Source organism: Achromobacter insolitus, assembly GCF_002209555.1.
Classification (GTDB): Bacteria; Pseudomonadota; Gammaproteobacteria; order Burkholderiales; family Burkholderiaceae_B; genus Achromobacter; species Achromobacter insolitus.
Window position 1 is genome coordinate 61,599 of the sequence record NZ_NJIF01000016.1, and the last position, 13,819, is coordinate 75,417.

At 66.4% G+C, this 13,819-nt stretch carries 15 protein-coding genes; 7 read left to right on the top strand and 8 right to left on the bottom strand.

From position 1 onward, the window contains the following. The first annotated feature begins 159 nt into the window (after nucleotides 1–159). Both CEY08_RS29170 and crcB read left to right on the top strand, forming a co-directional pair. Entirely contained in the window at nucleotides 160–714 is a 555-nt protein-coding gene (locus tag CEY08_RS29170) for an HdeD family acid-resistance protein (RefSeq protein WP_042794227.1), read from the top strand. Nucleotides 715–720: 6 nt separating this feature from the next. Continuing rightward, on the top strand, nucleotides 721–1,113 hold the full coding sequence (crcB, locus tag CEY08_RS29175; RefSeq protein WP_063640370.1) for a fluoride efflux transporter CrcB: 393 nt from the start codon (nucleotides 721–723) through the stop codon (nucleotides 1,111–1,113). Nucleotides 1,114–1,135: 22 nt separating this feature from the next. Here the strand turns inward: crcB and hpnE are convergent, their stop codons facing one another. Genes hpnE through hpnC form a run of 3 tightly spaced genes read right to left on the bottom strand, consistent with a single transcriptional unit; the run spans nucleotide 1,136 to nucleotide 4,150 of the window. After that, nucleotides 1,136–2,458: a hydroxysqualene dehydroxylase HpnE gene (gene hpnE / locus CEY08_RS29180; RefSeq protein ID WP_076814429.1), complete on the bottom strand. Its 1,323-nt coding sequence runs from the start codon at nucleotides 2,456–2,458 to the stop codon at nucleotides 1,136–1,138. After that, nucleotides 2,455–3,318 (bottom strand): presqualene diphosphate synthase HpnD, encoded by an 864-nt coding sequence (gene hpnD, locus CEY08_RS29185; protein WP_063961960.1) that lies wholly within the window; start codon nucleotides 3,316–3,318, stop codon nucleotides 2,455–2,457. The genes hpnE and hpnD overlap by 4 nt, the downstream gene beginning before the upstream one ends. Before the next feature lies 1 nt (nucleotide 3,319). After that, complete coding sequence (gene hpnC, locus CEY08_RS29190; protein ID WP_076814427.1) at nucleotides 3,320–4,150, bottom strand: squalene synthase HpnC; 831 nt, start codon at nucleotides 4,148–4,150, stop codon at nucleotides 3,320–3,322. 130 nt (nucleotides 4,151–4,280) lie between these two features. On the opposite strand from hpnC, the gene alr reads away from it, so the two are divergent. Next, nucleotides 4,281–5,408, top strand: a complete 1,128-nt coding sequence (alr, locus tag CEY08_RS29195) for an alanine racemase (protein WP_076814425.1) — start codon at nucleotides 4,281–4,283, stop codon at nucleotides 5,406–5,408. A 154-nt stretch (nucleotides 5,409–5,562) separates the two neighbouring features. Next, complete coding sequence (locus CEY08_RS29200) at nucleotides 5,563–6,282, top strand: SDR family oxidoreductase (protein WP_042794220.1); 720 nt, start codon at nucleotides 5,563–5,565, stop codon at nucleotides 6,280–6,282. Between the two features lie 86 nt (nucleotides 6,283–6,368). On the opposite strand, the gene CEY08_RS29205 is transcribed toward CEY08_RS29200, so the two are convergent. Further along, the gene (locus tag CEY08_RS29205; protein WP_063640368.1) at nucleotides 6,369–7,322 is read right to left on the bottom strand and encodes a LysR substrate-binding domain-containing protein; all 954 of its coding nucleotides are present in this window, start codon (nucleotides 7,320–7,322) and stop codon (nucleotides 6,369–6,371) included. 112 nt (nucleotides 7,323–7,434) lie between these two features. Between CEY08_RS29205 and CEY08_RS29210 the strand changes: the two genes are divergently transcribed. The 3 genes from CEY08_RS29210 to CEY08_RS29220 all read left to right on the top strand — a co-directional run bounded on the left by CEY08_RS29210 (nucleotide 7,435) and on the right by CEY08_RS29220 (nucleotide 10,137). Continuing rightward, nucleotides 7,435–8,328 carry an MBL fold metallo-hydrolase gene (locus CEY08_RS29210; RefSeq protein ID WP_042794219.1) on the top strand — a complete coding sequence of 298 codons (894 nt, stop codon included), beginning with the start codon at nucleotides 7,435–7,437 and terminating at the stop codon, nucleotides 8,326–8,328. A gap of 72 nt (nucleotides 8,329–8,400) precedes the next feature. Continuing rightward, on the top strand, nucleotides 8,401–9,378 hold the full coding sequence (locus CEY08_RS29215; protein ID WP_042794218.1) for a Bug family tripartite tricarboxylate transporter substrate binding protein: 978 nt from the start codon (nucleotides 8,401–8,403) through the stop codon (nucleotides 9,376–9,378). A gap of 9 nt (nucleotides 9,379–9,387) precedes the next feature. After that, entirely contained in the window at nucleotides 9,388–10,137 is a 750-nt protein-coding gene (locus CEY08_RS29220; protein ID WP_076814422.1) for an alpha/beta fold hydrolase, read from the top strand. 30 nt (nucleotides 10,138–10,167) lie between these two features. On the opposite strand, the gene hpaI is transcribed toward CEY08_RS29220, so the two are convergent. The 4 genes from hpaI to CEY08_RS29240 are packed head-to-tail and all read right to left on the bottom strand — an operon-like array spanning nucleotide 10,168 to nucleotide 13,629. Then, entirely contained in the window at nucleotides 10,168–10,968 is an 801-nt protein-coding gene (hpaI, locus tag CEY08_RS29225) for a 4-hydroxy-2-oxoheptanedioate aldolase (RefSeq protein WP_076814420.1), read from the bottom strand. A gap of 13 nt (nucleotides 10,969–10,981) precedes the next feature. Further along, the gene (hpaH, locus tag CEY08_RS29230) at nucleotides 10,982–11,785 is read right to left on the bottom strand and encodes a 2-oxo-hept-4-ene-1,7-dioate hydratase (protein ID WP_042794215.1); all 804 of its coding nucleotides are present in this window, start codon (nucleotides 11,783–11,785) and stop codon (nucleotides 10,982–10,984) included. Between the two features lie 29 nt (nucleotides 11,786–11,814). Beyond that, nucleotides 11,815–12,564 carry a fumarylacetoacetate hydrolase family protein gene (locus tag CEY08_RS29235; protein WP_076814418.1) on the bottom strand — a complete coding sequence of 250 codons (750 nt, stop codon included), beginning with the start codon at nucleotides 12,562–12,564 and terminating at the stop codon, nucleotides 11,815–11,817. Between the two features lie 15 nt (nucleotides 12,565–12,579). Further along, nucleotides 12,580–13,629, bottom strand: a complete 1,050-nt coding sequence (locus CEY08_RS29240) for a fumarylacetoacetate hydrolase family protein (protein ID WP_076814415.1) — start codon at nucleotides 13,627–13,629, stop codon at nucleotides 12,580–12,582. Between the last annotated feature and the right edge of the window lie 190 nt (nucleotides 13,630–13,819).

Consider the following 13,819-nt stretch of genomic DNA (forward strand, 5'->3'; position numbering starts at 1 on the left):
ACATTTAATGAGAATGACTCTTATAAATGCCGCTGTTTTTGCCGGAAGGGGATTTCAATCGATTTCGGGATTGGCGCCTCGGGGCGGGAAGGCGGGCCGTGGCGCCGGTCCGCCAGCGGGGATAAGATAGGCCACCCGTTACAAACACCGGAGGTCGTCATGCTTGAGCAGCAAGTCGTGGATCAGATCGGTCGTCATTGGGGGTGGGTGGCATTGCGCGGCGTCGTCGCCATCCTGTTCGGGCTCATGGCCTTGCTCATGCCTGCCATCACGCTGTCTGCGCTGGTGCTGGTATGGGGCGCATTCGCGCTGGTCGACGGGGTGCTGGCCCTGGTTGCCGGCGTGCGCATCCGCGATAACGGCAAGCCGCTGTGGGCGCTTATCGTCGTGGGCCTGCTGGGCATCGCGGCGGGCATCGTCACTTTCGTCTATCCCGGCCTGACGGCGCTGGTCCTGCTGTACATCATCGCGATCTGGGCGCTGGTGTCCGGCGTGTTCCAGATCGTCGCCGCGATCCGATTCCGCAAGGACATCCGCAACGAATGGCTGCTCGGCCTGTCTGGGCTGGTGTCCATCCTGTTCGGCGGCATGATGATCATGCAGCCGGGCGCGGGCGCGCTGGCGCTGGTCTGGGTCATCGGGCTCTACGCCGTCTTCTTTGGCATACTCCTGCTGGTTTTTTCCTTCCGCCTCAAACAGCACAAGACGTCCTGAAGACCGATGTCCGCTTATCAAACCCTAATTCCCCTGAATTTCCTTGCCGTGGGCGTGGGCGCCATGTTGGGCGCGTGGGTCCGGTGGCTGGTCGGCATGTGGCTGAACGTGGAGTCCTGGCCATGGGGAACGTTCGCGGTGAACCTGGCCGGCGGTTATCTGGTCGGCCTGGTGCTGGCACTGGTGGCAGGGCATCCCGAATGGCCGGCCTGGATCCGCCTGGGCGCTATCACGGGTTTCATGGGAGGGCTGACCACGTTCTCGACGTTTTCGGCCGAGACCGTGTCGATGCTGGAGCGGGGCGCCTACGCCAGCGCGCTGGGATATGCCGGCTTCAGCCTGGCAGGGTCGCTGTTGCTGACGGCGGCCGGCTTGGCGACCGCCAGTCTCTTGCGCTAGGGCTGGCGAGCACGCGCGGGCCTCAGGCCGCGCCGGGATTCAACACACGGGCGGCCTGCAGGCCGCTCTGCACGGCGCCTTCCAGCACGCCCGGGTAGCCCGTGTCGGTCCAGTCGCCGGCCAGCGCCAGCGTGGGCCAGGGAGTGGAATTCAGCGGGCGGGTCAGCCCCGGCACCGCCGCGAAAGTCGCCCGCTTTTCGATGAATAGTTCCGCCGCCGACACTTCGGGCATGGCTGGCAGGCGCGCGGGGTGGCGCGCGGCTTGCTCGGCCACCTGATCGATCAGCGCTTCGATCACCTGTTGGCGGTTGCGTTCCGCGATGCCGGTGGCTGCGCTGGTCACCACGGCCAGTTCGCCGGCCTTGGTGTCGCCGGCCAGTTGCGCGCGGTCGAACAGCCATTGGCCGTAGTGGTCGCGGGCGGATTCTTCGCGCAGCATCATCATGGGCTCGGGCAGGCGCCAGGGATCCTGCAGCCGCAGGTTCAGGGTGGCGATCGGCATGTACTCGAAAGCCTTGAGCGCGTTCAGCAGCCCGGTGGCTCCGGCCTCCCGCAGCGGGGTCTCCAGCAGGCGCGCGGCGAAGGCCGGCGGCACTGCCAGTACGGCTGCGTCGAATCGTTCCTGGTTGATGTCGATGCCCTCTTTGGAGGGGCGAAGCTGGCGCACGGTGCTGCCATAGCGCATGGTCACCTGGCGCGCCGCCGCATCGGGCCACAGCGCGGACAAGTCGGTGCAAGGCAGCAGCATGTCGCTGTTTTCGCGGCTGCCGGTCAGGCTGTCGCGCAGCACGCGCGCGAACAGCGCGGCGCTGGCCGTGGCAGCCGGCGTGTTCAGCGCGGCCAGGCAGAGCGGTTCCCAGATTTGGCGGATCAACGCGTCCGACTGCGCGTGGTAGTGCAGCAGGTGCAGCACGGTCCAGTCGCGCGGCGGTGTCCATGACATGGCTTTCAGGCCCCGCATCAGCCGCAGGGCCGCGACGCGGTCCTTCCAGGCCAGGCCGCGCGCGCGCAGGATCGCCACGGCCATGTGCAGCGGCGCGGGGAGCCGCGGCGCGGCCAGGCGGAAGCGGCCGTCCAGGGAGGCCAATTGCAGGGGGCGGCGCATCAGCAAGGCGTCCGGATTGCGGCCCACGCGGCGCATCAGCGCCAGCGTGTGCTTGTAGGCCCCGGAAAGCAGATGCTGGCCATTGTCCAGCGGGGCGTCGAAATCCGTGTGGAACACGCGTCGGGCGCGTCCGCCGGGGGTATGGCCGGCTTCGAACACGGTGACCTTGGCGCCCGCTTCGCGCAGGGCCACACTTGCTGCCAGACCGGCCCAGCCGGCGCCGATGACCGCGGCCTTCACCGGGCCAACCGGCGGACCAGTCCGCGTCCGCCGCCCACCCAGGTCTTCCAGGCGAGCCACAGCTTGCGCAAAGGGGTGAGCGAAATGCGCTGGTGCAACACCTGCCAGTTGTCGCGCTCGATCTCGTCGAGCAGCGCGTGATAGATCGCCGCCATCATCAGGCCCGGGCGCTGCGCCCGGCGGTCGGCCTCGGGCAGATTGCTCATGGCCTCGCGATAGAGCTCCCGGGCGCGTTCGGCCTGGAACTTCATCAAGGCGCTGAAGCGCTCGGAATATTCGCCGTTCAGGATGTCCGAGGCCTTGACTTCGAACTGCTGCATGTCGTTGACGGGCAGGTAGATGCGGCCTCGGCGCGCGTCGTCGCCCACGTCACGGATGATGTTGGTCATCTGGAACGCCAGCCCCAGCTTTTCAGCATAGACCAGGGTCTTGGGGTCGGAATAGCCGAAGACGCCGGCGGACAGCTCGCCCACCACGCCGGCGGCGTGCCAGCAGTACTTGCGCAAGCCCGGCCAGTCCAGGTAGCGGGTCTGGTCCAGATCCATTTCCATGCCGTCGATCACGGCCAGCAGGCGTTCGCGCGTGATCGCGCAGCTTTGCAGGTGCGGCTGCAGGGCACGGGTGACCGGATGGTCCGGATTGCCGTTGAACATCTGGTCGACCTGCGTGCGCCACCAGGCCAGCTTGACGCGGGCCAGCGAGGGATCGGTGCATTCGTCCACCACGTCGTCCACTTCGCGGCAGTACGCATACAGCGCCGTAATGGCGCGCCGCCGCTCGGGCGGCAGGAACAGGAACGAGTAGTAGAAGCTGGAACCGCTTTTGGCGGCTTTCTCCTGGCAGTATTCGTCAGGGGTCATATCAGGTAATTGCGCGCCACATCATGATGGCCCAATCTTTGGCGCCCAATTCGGGGCGATTCATGAATACATCGTAGCCGCCCGCCTCGATACGCTCCAGCACGCGCAGCCCGCCTTGCACCACCAGGCGCAGCTCCAGGCCCATGCGGCCCGGCAGGCGGCGCGCCAGCGGAGCGCCGAAGTGTAGCAGTGCGCGGGCGCGTTCGACTTCAAAGGCCATCAAGTCGCGCCAGGCTGGGGTGAGCCGGCAGGCGGCCAGGTCTTCGTCCGTCACGCCATGGCGCCGCAGGTCCTCCTGCGGCAGGTAGACGCGGTGTTTGTGCCAGTCTACCCGCACGTCCTGCCAGAAATTCACCAGCTGCAGGCCGGTGCAGATGGCGTCTGCCTCGCTTACGTTTTGCGGATTGGTGGCCTCGAACAGGTGCAGCATCAGCCTGCCCACTGGATTGGCGGAGCGGGTGCAATAGTCGGCCAGCGTGGTGTAGTCTTCGTAGCGTTTGACGCTGATGTCCTGCTCGAAGGCGGACAGCAGGTCGTAGAACGGCGTGATCGGCAACTGGTGGCGCGCGATCGTGGCTGCAAGCGGCATGAAGATGCCGGCCAGCTCGGGCGAGCCGGGTTCGGGCGTCGTGCCCGGTTCGGCGCCGATGCGGTGCAGTTCCGCCCGGAACGCGGCCAGCTGGGCCAGCCGTTCCTCGTCCGTGGCGCTGCCTTCATCGGCGATATCGTCCGCGGCGCGGGCGAACCGGTAGATATCGGTCACGGCGCCGCGCAGCCTGCGCGGCAGCAGCAGCGAGGCGACGGGGAAATTTTCGTAGTGATCGATGGGCATGGATGGTCTTGCGGATCTGGCCCCGGGGGCCTGGACCGATCCATTTTAGAGTAGTCACATTCCAGTGACACAACCCAATGCCGCCGGCGGTGCGGATCAGTTAGACTTAAGCGCCACAGGATTCCACACCATGCCGCGTCCAATCTCCGCCACTGTCTCCGTTTCCGCGCTTGCGCACAACCTAGCGGCCGTGCGTCGCCACCTGGACCAGACCGCAGCCGCGGCGGCCGGCCTGCCGCCCTCGATCTGGGCGGTCATCAAGGCCAATGCCTATGGCCACGGCATCGAGCAGGCCGTTGCCGGCTTCTCGAAGGCGCAAGGCCTGGCCATGCTGGACCTGGACGAGGCCGTGCGCTGCCGCGAGGCGGGTTGGGGTGGCCCCATCCTGCTGCTGGAAGGCTTTTTCGAGCCCTCCGATCTGGATATCGTCGACCGCTATCACCTGAGCACCACCGTGCACAACCGCGAGCAACTGGACATGCTGGCTCGCGCGCGCTTCTCGCGCCGCGTCGACATCATGCTCAAGCTGAACAGCGGCATGAACCGCCTGGGCTTCAGTCCCGCCGCCTACGGCGCCGCACACGAGCGCGCCATGCTGCTGCAACAACAGGGCGTGCTGGGCTCGGTCGGCAAAATGACCCATTTCGCATGTGCGGATGGCCCGCAGGGCGTGAACGAGCAACTGGCGGTGTTCAATTCGGTGACGCATAAGATGCCGGGCGCCATCAGCGTCTGCAATTCAGCCGCCACGCTGCGCTTTGCCGAGATCGCCGTCGCCTCGGAAACCCAGGCGCATTGGGTGCGCCCGGGCATATGCCTGTATGGCGCATCGCCGTTCGCGGACGCCGAAGCGGCTTCCTTTGGTCTGAAACCCGCGATGTCGCTGCGTTCGGAAATCATCGCCGTGCAGGACCTGAAGGCCGGTGATTCGGTCGGTTACGGCGCCATCTTCCGGGCCGACCGTTCCATGCGTATCGGCATCGTGGCTTGCGGCTATGCCGACGGCTATCCGCGTCACGCCACCACAGGCACGCCCGTGGTCGTGGTGGGCATCCGTACCCAGTTGGTGGGGCGTGTTTCCATGGACATGCTGATCGTCGACCTGGGGCCGGTTCCCGCGGCCGGCGTGGGTTCGCCCGTGTCGCTCTGGGGCGAGGAAGGCCCCTCCGTGGACGAAGTCGCCCAGGCTGCCGGCACCATCGGCTACGAGCTGCTGTGCGCCCTGGCGCCGCGCGTTCCCGTGACCCGGGACGTCTGAACGGGCAGGGCCTTCCCGCCGAGCGGGGCTGTCCGGCAGGCAAGAATTGCTACGCAATTTACAAGACAGGTGGCGCCGGATGGTGTCTACTTGGAAGACCGGGCGCTCAAGCGCCCGTTTTTGACCAAGAAAACAGACTGCGAGGTTTCAATCCATGAAGGACAAATGCGTGCTCGTCACGGGCGCCACCAAAGGCATAGGCTGGGCGCTTACTCAGCGGTTGTCCGACATGGGTTGTCATGTGGTTGGCATCGCGCGCAACACCACCGATGTGGATTTCCCGGGCTATCTCTACGCCTGTGACCTGGCGGATGCCGGCCGCACGGAGGAAGTGCTGCGTGAGATCCGCGAGAAATTTCCGGTCGATGCCGTGGTCAACAACGTGGGCATCGTATCGCCTCAGCCGCTGGGCGAAATCGACCTGGCCACGCTGTACAACGTGCTCGACTTGAACGTGCGCGTGGCGGTGCAAGTCACCCAGGCATTCATCGAATCCATGAAAGTGCGTCGCGCCGGGCGCATCGTCAACGTGGTCAGCCGAGCCATCCACGGCGGCCTGGAACGCACCGCCTATTCGGCAGCCAAGAGCGCGCTGGTGGGCTGCACGCGTACCTGGGCGCTGGAACTGGCTGAATACGGCGTTACCGCCAACGCGGTCGCGCCGGGTCCGATCGAAACCGAGATGTTCCGCGCCACGCGTCCGGCCGGCAGCGACGCCGAAAAGCGGGCGTTGGCCTCCGTGCCCATGAAGCGCCTGGGCACGCCCGCCGAAGTGGCGGCCGCGATCGCCTTCCTGTTGTCGGACGACGCCGGCTTCATTACCGGACAGGTGTTGGGCGTCGACGGCGGTGGCAGCCTGGGCGGACGTTCCTAGAACGCCCGAGCGGGGCGCAAAGCGCTCCCGACGATTGCCGCGAGCGCGCTTCGGCGCGCTTTTTGCTGCCCGCGTGTAGCCAGGCCTCAGGCTCCCAGTGCGCCGGCTTCCATGCGCAACGCATCCAGAAATCGCAACAGCGCCGGCGCCGCCTCGACTTGGGCGCGCTGCACCACCCCAACCGGCGGCAGGTTCCAATCGGGGCGGAATCTCAGGATCGCCAGCACTCCCAGCGCGGCATAGTGCTGCGCCACGGCGCGCGGCATGGCGGATAGCAGGTCGCTGCTGCGTAGCAACACTTCGTTGGCCAGCAATGAAACCGACTCCGCCATGGGTGCGCGCAGCGTCAGCCCTTGTTCGGCGAAGTAGGCGTCGATGCGCTGGCGCAGCGGGGCTTGCGGCGGCGGCAGAATCCAATCTTGCCGCGCCAGGGCGGCAGCCGTGATGCGGGTGGACTTGGCCAGCGGATGGCCTACGCGAGCCACGACGCATATGGGTTCTTCGTATAGCACTTCGGTCCGGAACACGGGTTGCGTCGCATCCAGCATCAGGCGCCCCAGCACGCAGTCGAGTTCGCCCCGTGTCAGGCCCGCCAGCAGCATGTCGTGCGCGCCTTCCTGCAGCATGACGGTGACGCCGGCATGATCGGCGCGCAGGCGCTGCAGAGCACGCGGCACCAGCACGGGCAAGGCTACCTGTTGCACGCCGACGCGGATCCGTCCGCTGGCACCCGCGGCCAAAGCCGCGATTTCGTTGCGGGCGCCGGACAGGTCGGACCAGAGCACGTCGGCCTTGCGGGCCAGCGCGTGGCCGAATCCCGTAGGCACGATGCCCCGGCGCGTGCGCTGGAACAGCGGCACGCCGAACATGTCTTCCAGTTCCAGCAACTGCTTGCTGGCGGCGGGCTGCGTCATGCCGAGCTCGGCGGCGGCCTTGTGCACGCTGCCCAGCGCGTACAGCGCCCGCAGCAAATCCAGATGGCGCATGCGCAGGCGCCCGCCGATATGGTGCAGCTCCGGAATCCTGGGGGTGGCCGCCATGGTTTTTTGCAATTCCTGTTGGTTATCACAGCATTCTAATAATTGATTAGATTGTATGCACCCCATACCTATACTGGACCGCAGTTCAACCGTCCTGCATAAAGGGGAAAACATGAAGATCACGATGCTGGGAACCGGCGCCGCGCTGCCCGATCCCGACCGGGGCCAGTCCGCCATCCTTCTGACGCTGGATGACGATACCCATTACCTGTTCGATTGCGGCGAAGGCGCCACCCGCCAGATGGTGCGCGCCAATGTCGATCCCGCCAAGGTCGGCTTCGTGTTCTTGACGCACCTGCACCACGACCACATTTGCGACTATCCCTACTTCGTTATCTCCAGCTGGATGCTCAACAAGACGGGCGCCCCGCTGGTGCTGGGGCCGAAGGGCACGCGCCATTTCGTCGATCACCTGTTCGAGAACGGCGCCTACCATACCGACTACCAGGCGCGCAGCGCCTATCCCGTGCGCCAGGCCAACCTGGAAGCCATGCGGCCCGAAGTGCGGGAAGTCAGTCCCGGCCCGGTATTCGACGACGGCAGGGTGCGCATTTCGGTCGACTGGGTGGAACACATTCCGCGCGATGTGTGTGAATGCTTCGGCGTGCGGGTGGAGGCGGAAGGCAAGGTCATTGCGTTCAGCGGCGATACCGCGCCCTGTGAAGCCATGGTGCGGCTGGCGCAAGACGCCGACTTGCTGATCCATGAGTGCACGTTCCCCGAATCGTTCATCGCGCATCGCGCCAAGACCGGCGTGGGCACGTATGCGCACACCAGTCCCACGGACCTGGGCATCATCGCCAGCCGGGCGGGCGTCAAAAGCCTGGTGGCGACGCACTTCGGCCATTTCGATTCGACCAGCCCGGTGATCAAGCGTGCCGCCGCCAAGCATCTGCCCGTGGAGCTGATGGGGCCGCACCTGATGGATGAGATCGTGGCCGACATCCGCAAGAACTATACGGGTCCGCTGCGGCTGGCTCACGACCTGATGCGCATCGACTTGTAGCATTCGCCAGAAAGCCGCCGGCCCCGAGGCCGGCGCATGCGCGGGCGCCGCCCGCGGGCCAGGGAGACCACTATGACGTACCGGACTTGCGCCGTATCCGTTTTGCTTGCCTTGGGCGCGGCGGCCTCGCCGCTGGCTGCTCGGGCGCAGTATCCCGATCATCCCATCCGCATCGTGCTGCCCTATGCGCCTGGAGCGGCGGGCGATGTGGCCATGCGCCAGATCCAGCCGCTCCTGGAAAAGCGCCTCGGCCAGCCTCTGATCGTCGATTACAAGACCGGCGCCGGCGGCAACATCGGCGCCTTGGAAGTGGCGCGCGCCAAGCCCGACGGCTACACCTTGGTGCTGGGCGCGACCAACAATTTCGTCATCAACCAGTTCCTGTACCGCAAGCTGGGCTTCGATCCATTGACCGATCTGGAGCCGGTGGGCAAGCTGGCAGACGTGCCCGCCTTTGTCTACGTCAGCGCGGAGGTGCCCGCGACGGACTACGCCCGGTTTGCGCAGTATGCGCGGGCCCACGCCGGCAAGCTGAACTATGGATCTCCTGGCATGGGCACCACGCCGCACTTGTCCGGCTACCGCCTCTCTCAGGCCATGGGGGCGGGCATGACGCACATCGCCTACCGTGGATCCTCCCCTGGCGTGCAGGCCCTCCTGGCCAACGAGATACAGATGTACATCGGCGGCTATAGCATTGCAGCCGCCTACATGCCGCAGGGCAGGGTGCGTGCCCTGGCCGTGGCGGCGCCTGAACGCTTTGCCGGTCTGCCCGATGTGCCCACCGCCGCCCAGGCCGGCATGCCGGACGTCGTGCAGGGCAATTGGTGGGGGTTTGCCGCACCCAAGGGCACGCCGCCCGAGCGCGTGGCGCGCTTTGCCGAAGTCTTGCATGAGGTGCTGGCCTTGCCGGAAGTCCGCCAGGCGTTCCTGGCCGGCGGCTTCGTGCCTGGGCAGGATACGCCCGCGGCGTTCGCCGCGAGCTGGCGCAACGAAGCGCCGCAATGGCAGGCGGTCGTGCGTGAATCAGGGGTGGTGCTGGATAACTGAGGAGTCGTCATGGAATTCAGACGCCGCGGCTCGGGCCGGCCGCTATTCCTGCTGCACGGCTTCTGCTCGTCGTCCGCGATCTGGGGGCCTCTGGCCGACGCGCTTGCGCCAGGGTGCGACGTGATTGCGCCCGATTGGCCCGGCTTCGGGCGCGACGCGATGACGCAGCCCTTGCACGGGTTGCCCGCCTATGCGGACGCGATCGTCATGCTGGCGGACGAGTTGGGTATCGACGGCTTTGACGTGCTGGGGCATTCATTCAGCGGCTTCGTTGCGCAGCAGTTGCTGTGCGCGGTTCCCGGTCGAGTGGGACGGGCGGTGCTGTATGGCGCCGGCCTGCGGGTGGATCCGGCCTTGCGCTTCGAACCCCTGGACCAGACGCTGGCGCGGCTGCGCGCGGACGGTCCGCGGGCCACGGCGCGCCGCGTGCTGGCATCCTGGTTCCGGGAAGGAGAGCAGGCGCCTGCTTACGCGGCCTGCCTCGAAGACGGCATGTCCATGAGCGCGGCCGGGGCCGCTTCGATGATGGCTGCGGTGCACGGCGTGGACTACACGCAGGCGCTGGCTGCCGTGCGTGCACCCGTGCTGGTCATATCCGGCGAATACGAACGCAGCCATCCACTCGCTTCGGCCATGGCCCTGCGCGCGGCGTTGTCCCATGGCAGCCTTTGCGTGCTGCCGGATTGCGGGCATGCCGCGCACCTGGAGCGTCCGTCATTGTTCAACGCCGCGGTGCGCGAGTTCCTGGCGCAGGGGTGAGACAGGCCGGGGCCTGCCCCGGCGTCTGCCTCAGTAAGGGCCTTTGGCTGCCGCAGGCGCGGCCGCGTTCTTGAACTGGCCCGCCAACTGCTCGGCCGCGCGCGCCAGCAGGGTGGCGTCGACGCCGACGGCCACGAAGGTGGCGCCCAGCGACAGGTAGTGCCTGGCCTGGTCCACGCCGCTGTGCAGGATGCCTGCGGCTTTGCCGCTGCGCACGATGCGCAGGATGGCATCGTCGATCGCCTTGGTCACTTCAGGATGTTCGGGTTGGCCCAGGTAGCCCATGCTGGCCGACAGGTCGGCCGGGCCGATGAAGGCGCCGTCCACGCCGTCCACCGCCAGGATTTCTTCCAGCGCCTCGACGCCGCGTGGCGTTTCGATCTGCACAAGCACGCACATCTGGTCGTTGGCGCGGCGCAGGTAGTCGGGAATGCGGTTCCAGCGCGACGAACGGGCCAGCGCGCTGCCCACGCCGCGCACGCCTTGCGGCGGATAACGCACGGCGGCGACGGCGGCGGCCGCTTCTTCGGCGGACTGCACCATGGGCACCAGCAGTGTTTGCGCGCCCGTGTCCAGGATCTGCTTGATGAGCACCGCGTCGTTCCAGGCTGGCCGCACCACCGGCGCAACTGGGTACGCGGCCATCGATTGCAGCTGCGCCAGAGTGGTCTGCAGCGTGTTGGGGGCATGCTCGCCGTCGATCAGCAGCCAGTCGAAACCGGCGCCGGCGATGATCTCGGTGGAGTAGGCGTTCGCCAGGCCTGCCCACAGGCCGATCTGGGGCTTGCCGCTGCGCAAGGCCTGTTTGAAAGTGTTGGTCAATATGTCCATGGATGGGGAGCGGTCAGATGAAATGGCAGTTGACGGAACCCAGCACGCCATAGTCGACGTTGAAGGTATCGCCAGGGCGGGCCAGCACCGGGCGGGTGAAGGAACCCGACAGGATGATCTCTCCCGCTTCCAGCGCCACGTCGTGGGCGGCCAGCTTGTTCGCCAGCCATACTACGCCATTGGCGGGATGGTTCAAGACGCCCGCGGCCACGCCGGTTTCCTCGATGACGGCGTTGCGCGACAGGATGGCGCCGATCCAGCGCAGGTCCAGTTCACCGATCTTGACCGGCCGCCCGCCCATCACGACGCCGGCGTTCGCCGCGTTGTCGGCAATGGTGTCGAACACTTTGCGGGGGCGCTTGCTGTCGGGATCGATGCTGTGCGATCGCGCGTCGATGATCTCCAGCGCCGGGATCACGTAGTCGACCGCGTCATAAACCTGGAACAGCGTGACGCCCGGACCTTGCAGGCGCTTGCCCAGCACGAAGGCCAGTTCGACTTCCAGGCGCGGCAGGATGAAGCGGCCGGCGGGGATATCAGCGCCGTCGTCGAAGAACATATCGTCCAGCAGCATGCCGAAATCGGGTTCGTCGATCTGCGACGCCTGCTGCATGGCGCGCGAGGTCAGGCCGATCTTGTGCCCGCGCTTGACGCGGCCCTCGGCCAGCTTGATGTCCATCCAGGCGCGCTGGATGGCGTAGGCGTCGGCGATGGCGATGTCGGGGTACTCGAGCGAAATCTGGCGGATCTGTTGACGGGTGCGTTCGGCTTCGTGCAGGCGCGCGGCGATGGCGCGCACGGTATTGTTGTCTAGCATCTGGGTTCCAGTAGTAGGGGGGATCGGGGTCAGTTGGGAAAGGGGACCAGCGTATTGACGAGCCGCCCTATGCCTTCGATTTCTGTCACGACTTCGTCGCCGGGCTGGACGTTGACGATGCCGTCAGGTGTGCCCGTGAGGATCAGGTCGCCCGGTGAAAGCGTCATGAAGCCGCTGAAATACTCGATCAATGCGGGCACGTCGAACACCATGTCGCGGGTATTGCCGCGCTGCGTCTCGACACCGTTGACCGTGGTGCGCAGATTCAAATTCATGGGATCGGGCACGTCGTCGCGGTCCACCAGCCAGGGGCCTAGCGGCGTGCAGGTGTCGCGGCTTTTCACGCGCAGATTCGGGCGGTACCAGTTTTCCAGGTAGTCGCGCAGTGCATAGTCGTTGGCTACGGTGTAGCCGGCCACGCAGTCATAGGCCTGCTCGCGGCTGACTTTGCTGGCGGTCTTGCCGATGACCACGGCCAACTCGCATTCGTAATGCATGAAGGCGACGTCGGCGGGGCGCAAGGTCTGGGCGCGGTGGCCGACAAACGTATTGGCCGCCTTGAGAAAGCCCAGCGGTTCGTCCGGGGCCTTGAAAGCGAGTTCCTTGGCGTGGTCGGCGTAGTTGATCGCCAGCGTGAAAGTGGTGCGCGGTTCGAAGGGCGGTAACCATTGCACGGCCTCTTCGGCGTAGACGCGCCCGTCGGCCAGGCGGAGCTGTCCCGGAGCGGCTTCGGTGGCGGCATGGATGACGCCGTCCAGGGAGATGCGAGCATGTTTCATGGCGGACTCCGTGGTTTATCGGGCAGCGCCGGCCGCGGCCAGCGGATTGCCCAGTGTGCCGACCCGCGAGATGCTGATGTCGTAGCGCTGGCCCGCGCGTGCGCGCGGCGCGCCGTGGGGAGCGCCCATCAGCAGGATGTCCCCGGCTTCCAGGGTCATGAACTGGGTGACGTCGGCGATCAGCCGTGCGACGGGACGGATCAGGTCGGCGGTGCTGGCGCGTTGCGCCACCTGGCCGTCGATGCGGACTTCGATGTCCAGCGCGTCGGGATCCGTGACGTCGGCGGCGGGTGCCAGGTCTTGTCCGATGGGGCAGAAGCCGTCGCGGCATTTCTGCTTGAGAGCCGGCCGGAAGTAGCTGGCGTGAGGAACGGACAGGTCGGCCACGACGCGGTAGCCCGCCACGTAGTCCAGCGCCTCGGCTTCGCTCACGCGGGTGGCGCGGCGGGCGAACACCACACCCAGGCAGGCGCCTATCTCGACTTCGTCCACGTCCGCCGGCAGGCTGATGACAGCGCCATGCCGGGCGTAGGTATTGGCGGGCTTGATGTAGAGCACCGGTGCCTTGGGAGCGGCCTTGTACGGGGGCGCGTCCACGGTGTCGCCCATTGCGGCCAGCGCCTGGCGCGTGTTCAGCGCGGCGCCCACCACGGTCCGCGGCCATGGCGCCGCGGCTGCCGCGGCCCGCGCGGCCAGATGTTCACGGTAGTTGTTGAGTTTGTAGTTCAGCACGGGATCGGCTTCTTCGATCTGCATCGAGATGCCCAAGGGGCGTGCCGCCATCTGTGGCGCGAGCACGGCGGTCAACGCCTGAAACACGCGTTCGCCCAGCGCGGCCTTCTGTTCAGCGTTGCGGCCATGGCCGATGCGCAGGACGACATGGACGAAGGCATTGTCGGGATGTCCGTCGACGATAAGGCAATCGTCCACACGCAGCGCGCGCGTACGCGCGCCGGCCAGGGGGAACAGGCTGCCATCGCCCACGGCGGCATCCTGCACCGTACGCATCAGCGTCTGCGTATCCAGGGCCAGGTTGCCCGAGTACTCAATCCAGATATGGGGCATGCCTCGCTCCACCGAATGTAATTATCATGTTAACTATATTAATGAAAAAGCCCGGCGGTAACAATCCGCGGGAGGGCTTGGACGGGCTGACCTGCTTGGGGGTTTCCCGACGTTGACAGCGGGATTCGGCAAGCATAACGTTAACGTGTTAATTATATTTGCGCCGGCCACCCCGGCGTCAGGAGCCGCA